The sequence below is a fragment of the Bradyrhizobium sp. genome (genome assembly GCF_030646015.1).
GTDB lineage: Bacteria > Pseudomonadota > Alphaproteobacteria > Rhizobiales > Xanthobacteraceae > Bradyrhizobium.
The window spans coordinates 1-5,258 of the sequence record NZ_JAUSLT010000187.1 but is presented as its reverse complement, the minus strand read 5'-3'; the positions used below and the strand labels follow the sequence as shown (position 1 = coordinate 5,258).

Genomic DNA, 5,258 nt, shown 5'->3' with positions numbered 1-5,258 from the left:
GCCGGCTCGCCCGGCCGGCCGGTTGGCCGTGTGGTGGCGCGGAAGGAATCGCCGGCGCGGGCGCCGCCGCGCGAGGCGTCGCGGGCGCGCTGGGCGGCCTCGGATTCGACCTTGCGGACGGCCTCTTCCAGCGACAGCCGCTCGCGGGTGATCTCGGATTCGCTCAAGGGAGGCTGCACGCTGCGCAGCTGCGCGATCAGCGCGGCGCGGGCCCGCTCATACAGCGCGCGCCGGCTCTCGCCGGGGGCACTGGGGTCCAGGCCGGCAATGGCGCGGGCGATCAGCGGGTAGTAATCAGCCATCTCGTCTCAACATTGCAGGCCTTCACATTGCAGGCCTTCCGGTAACATCTCGTTAAGCCTCAAACGGGTTCTGCACCAGAATAGTATCTTCGCGTTCCGGGCTGGTGGAAAGCAAGGCGATGGGACAACCCACCAATTCCTCGACCCGGCGAACATATTTGATGGCCTGGGCCGGCAAATCCGCCCAGGAGCGGGCATTGGCGGTCGGCTCCTTCCAGCCCTCGATGGTCTCGTAGACCGGCTTGATCCGGGCCTGTGCACCCTCGCCGGCCGGCAAATGGTCGATTTCCTTGCCGTCCAGCGTGTAGCCGGTGCAGACCTCGATGGTGTCAAAACCGTCGAGAATGTCGAGCTTGGTCAGCGCCAGCCCGTTGATGCCGCAGGTCCGCACGGTCTGGCGCACCAGCACCGCGTCGAACCAGCCACAGCGGCGCGGACGGCCGGTATTGGTGCCGAACTCGCGGCCGCGCTCGCCGATCAGGCGGCCGATCTCGTTGTCCTGCTCGGTCGGGAACGGGCCCTGGCCGACCCGGGTCGTATAGGCCTTGCAGATCCCCAGGACATAGCCGACCGCGGATGGGCCCATGCCGGTGCCGGTCGCCGCCTGCGCCGCCACGGTGTTGGACGAGGTGACGTAGGGATAGGTGCCGTGGTCGACGTCCAAGAGCGCGCCCTGCGCGCCCTCGAACAGGATGCGCTTGCCCTCGCGGCGCTTCTGGTCGAGCAGCCGCCACACCGTCTCGGCGTAAGGCAACAGCTGCGGCGCCAGCGCGCTCAGCTCCTTCAAAATGCCGCCGCCGTCGATTTCCTCGAGGCTGAGGCCGCGGCGCAGCGCGTTGTGGTGCGCCAGCAGGCGGTCGATCTTGTGCGGCAGGGTGTCGAGATCGGCCAGATCCATCAACCGGATGGCGCGGCGGCCGACCTTGTCCTCATAGGCCGGGCCGATGCCGCGCCTTGTGGTGCCGATCGCGGTCAGGGCGTTGGACGATTCCCGGAGCGCATCGAGCTCGCGGTGCAGCGGCAGGATCAGCGTGACGTTCTCGGCGACGCGCAGGTTGTCCGGGCTGATGGCGACGCCCTGGCCCCTCAGCCGGGTCACCTCGTCGAGGAAGGCCTGCGGATCGAACACCACGCCGTTGCCGATCACCGCCAGCTTCGAGGGCCGCAACACGCCGGAGGGCAGCAGCGCCAGCTTGTAGGTGATGCCGTTGATGACGAGGGTATGGCCGGCATTGTGGCCGCCCTGGAAGCGCACGACGATGTCGGCCTGCTCCGACAACCAATCGACAATCTTGCCCTTCCCTTCGTCGCCCCATTGGGCGCCGACGACGACGACATTGGTCATTTCGAAAGATATCCCTCTGCAACTGTCTTGGTCCGAGAATGATCGGTTCGGAAAAACGGTTCCCACTCTTCCGGATCATGCGCCCAGCCGAAATCACGGCCGGAGCCGCTCGCATGCGAGGCATACCATCGGATAAAGGAAGCAGGCTATCGAAGCAAGCAAGAACGGGGTTACCTGACCGCATTGTAAGGTCTCCAACCCATTGATATCCCCTGAAAATTTGTGGCAGCGCGAGGGCAATGTCCGGAGCCGCGGAGTTCGGGTCATTCTAATGCAGAACAAAAAACGCCAGCGAAGCCACAGCCATTACGGCGGTCGCGGCCCAGCCCCAGACCGCCATGGCGCGCGACACCGTCAGCCGCCCCATCACCCTCGGATTGCGCACGATCAGCATCATCACCGCCATCAGCGGTGCGGCCAGCACGCCGTTGACCACGGCCGCCCAATACAGCGCCCGCACCGGATCCAGCCCGACGAAATTGAGCGCCGCGCCCAGCAGCGTCGCCACCGCGATCGTCGCATAGAAGGCGCGGGCATCGTTCGGTCTGGCATCGAGGCTTTCGGCCCAGCCGAATACCTCGCTGACCGCATAGGCCGCCGAGCCCGCCAGCACCGGCACGGCCAGCAGGCCGGTGCCGATAATGCCGAGGGCGAACAGCGCAAAGGCGAACTCGCCGGCAATCGGACGCAGCGCTTCGGCGGCCTGCGCCGAGGTCGCGATGTCGGTGATGCCGTGGCCATGCAGCGTCGCCGCGGTCGCGAACACGATCGCCAGCGACACCAGCGAACTGAAGCCCATGCCGACGATGGTATCGAGGCGGATGCGGGCGAGTTCCGGCCCCGCGGTCTTCGGCGAGATACAGAGCGGCTTGGCATGGTGGCGGTGCTGCTCCTCGACCTCCTGCCCGGCCTGCCAGAAAAACAGGTAAGGGCTGATGGTGGTGCCGAGGATCGCCACCAGCGCCATCGCGGAGGCGCCGGTGAGATCCATGGTCGGAACGACCAGCGATTTCAGCGCCGTCGGCCATGGCACATCGGCCACGAACACCACGGCGACATAGGAGAACAGCGACAGCGTGGTCCATTTCAGCACCGCCGCGTAACGCGGATAGCTGAGCCAGACCTCGAGCACGATGCAGACCACGCCGAACAGCAGGGTGTAGAGCTGGTCCGGCCCGCCGATCAGCAGCGCAAGTGCTGCGCCCATCGCGCCGAGATCGGCGCCGAGGTTGATGATGTTGGCGACCAGAAGCAGCGTCACCACGCCGCGCAGCAGCCAGCGCGGATAATGCCGGCGCAGATTGTGCGCGATGCCGCGTCCGGTGACGCAGCCGATCTGGGCGGCGATCTCCTGGATCACGACCATCAGCGGGAAACTGAGCACGAAGGTCCACGCCAGCGCGAAGCCGAACTGCGCGCCGATCTGGCTGTGGGTAGCGATCCCGCTGGGATCGTCATCGGCAGCGCCGGTGACGAGGCCGGGACCGAGCCGGCGCCACAGGCGCGCGGGCAGGCTGCCGGCCGACTGGTCGGAGGATTCATTCATGCCGCCAGCCTAACCGCTATTGCCCGGATGGCCCTTGGGAATCGCGGCAATCAATCCGTCACCAGCGATCACGCCAGCGCCCGAACCGGCCGCGGCCGTAGTTCGAATCGAGCTTGGCCTTCTGCTCGTCGCTCAGCGTCGCGTAGAACGCCTCCAGCGCCGGCCGCATCGTCTTGATCGCCTGCAGCATGTTGTCCATGCGCTTTTCCATGGCTTCGGTTCGCCCCAGGATGGTCGCGGGCACATCGGTCTGACAGGCGTTGCGCATGACCTCCGCCGCCTTGATTGACGCTGCCTTGAATTCATCGAACTTGCCGCGCTGCGCGTCAGTCAGCTTGACCAGCTCGGCGATCCGGTCGGCCCGCCACTCCGCAAAGCCGCTGGCGCCGGGATTGCACATCGCGCCGAAACCGCGGCGGCCCATCATCCCCGGCCCCATCATGCCGGGACCCGACATCATGCCCGGGCCCATGAATCCGGATCCTGGACCGGGCTGTGCCGTGGCGGTCGCCAGCAACACGCTGACGCCCAAGGCTGCGGAAGCAATCAGCGTCATTCCGAATCTTGCGACCATGGCACTGCCTCCATATGGGGTCCGGGCTCCCCGCCCGCCGGCAAACGGAACGCCTCTGTCAGTGTAACGGTAGCGGAACGCAGTGGAGCGGCATTGATGTGAGTCAAAGTTGGTCGGCCATGTCCGAGCGCCAGACCATCCGAGCACTCGCGGAAGCGATTGTGAGCAGAGCGGGCGTGACGGCCCGCCCTGGAATTTGCTATCTGGACTCCGCCTCGTGACGTCGGAGCAATGGCACCATGTCGAAGACCACGCCTGCGACCCTTGCGCTGCGGAAGGTCGGCTGCGCCTTCAAGCTGCACACCTATGTCTACGATTCCAGCGCCGAAAGCACCGGGCTGCAGGCGGCCGAGGCGCTCGGCGTCGATCCGAACCGCGTGCTGAAGACCCTGATGGCCGAGGTCGACGGCACGCCGGTTTGCGTGGTGGTGCCGGCGGATTGCGAGGTCAGCATGAAGAAGCTCGCGGCGGCATTCGACGGCAAGTCGGCCAACATGATGCGCCCGGCCGATGCCGAACGTCTCACCGGCTATCATGTCGGCGGTATCAGCCCGTTCGGGCAGAAAAAGCGCGTGCCGGTGGCGATCGAACTGACGGCGCTGAGCCACCTGACCGTGTTCGTCAATGGCGGGCAGCGCGGATTGCAGATCGAAATCGATCCCAATGACGCCGCCATCGCCGCCGGCGCCGTCGCGCACGAACTGACGGCGTGAACAGGCCGCGATCCGCATGGTCGCGATGCGTCTTCCGCCATTGAAAGCCAGCCAAAACCCGTGTCTGTGAGGCCTGCCGGGCGAACATTCCGGCCCGGCTGCGCCGGGCGGGGAGCGGCGCCAAGAACCGAGCCCAGAGAATGTCTGCTTCCGACCACACGTCAGGCGCCGCCCCCTCCGGGAACTGGATCGCCAACCAGCCCTATTTGCTGCTGTCCATCACCGCGCTGTGCTGGGCCGGCAACGCCATCGTCGGCCGGCTCGCCGCCGGGCATATTCCGCCGGTCACGCTGTCGTTCCTGCGCTGGTCGATGGCATTTCTCATCATCCTGCCATTCGCCTGGAAACATCTGGTGCGCGACTGGGGCGCGATCCGCGGCCGGCTCGGCACCATGGTGATCCTTTCCGTCACCGGGATCAGCGCCTTCAACACCATGCAATACTGGGCGCTCGAGCACACCCAGGCGCTGAACACGCTATTGCTGCAGTCGGCAGCACCCCTGTTCGTCGCGATATGGTCGCTGCTGCTGCTCGGCATCCGGCTGACGCTGGCGCAGGCCGGCGGGCTCGCGGTGTCGCTGGCGGGCGTGCTGGTCATCCTGCTGCAGGGCGACCTGACGACGCTAGAGAAAATCGAGTTCAATATCGGCGATGTCATCTTCCTCGCCGCGCTGGCGATCTTCGGGCTGTACTCGACGCTGTCCTTCTAGCGCACGCTGATCCACGGCCTGTCTTTCGTCGGCTTTACCTTCGGCTGCGGGGCTGCTGCGCTCATTCC

General features: G+C 66.2%; 4 protein-coding genes and 2 pseudogenes. 2 read left to right on the top strand and 4 right to left on the bottom strand.

The features are described from left to right. The 4 genes and pseudogenes from Q7T45_RS26820 to Q7T45_RS26805 all read right to left on the bottom strand — a co-directional run. Positions 1-302 (bottom strand): annotated as a pseudogene (locus tag Q7T45_RS26820) (hypothetical protein); the annotation flags it as partial. A gap of 52 nt (positions 303-354) precedes the next feature. Continuing rightward, positions 355-1,647, bottom strand: coding sequence for an adenylosuccinate synthase (locus tag Q7T45_RS26815; protein ID WP_304875004.1), 1,293 nt, complete (start codon positions 1,645-1,647; stop codon positions 355-357). Between the two features lie 268 nt (positions 1,648-1,915). Next, positions 1,916-3,193: an NRAMP family divalent metal transporter gene (locus Q7T45_RS26810; RefSeq protein ID WP_304875003.1), complete on the bottom strand. Its 1,278-nt coding sequence runs from the start codon at positions 3,191-3,193 to the stop codon at positions 1,916-1,918. A 58-nt stretch (positions 3,194-3,251) separates the two neighbouring features. Continuing rightward, a complete protein-coding gene (locus Q7T45_RS26805; protein ID WP_304875002.1) occupies positions 3,252-3,767 on the bottom strand; it encodes a Spy/CpxP family protein refolding chaperone in 516 nt (171 codons plus the stop codon). 239 nt (positions 3,768-4,006) lie between these two features. Here Q7T45_RS26805 and ybaK point away from each other — a divergent pair, with 239 nt between their 5' ends. Together ybaK and Q7T45_RS26795 are read left to right on the top strand one after the other, a co-directional pair. After that, on the top strand, positions 4,007-4,480 hold the full coding sequence (gene ybaK, locus Q7T45_RS26800; protein WP_304875001.1) for a Cys-tRNA(Pro) deacylase: 474 nt from the start codon (positions 4,007-4,009) through the stop codon (positions 4,478-4,480). A gap of 140 nt (positions 4,481-4,620) precedes the next feature. Then, positions 4,621-5,258, top strand: a pseudogene (locus Q7T45_RS26795) (DMT family transporter); the annotation flags it as partial.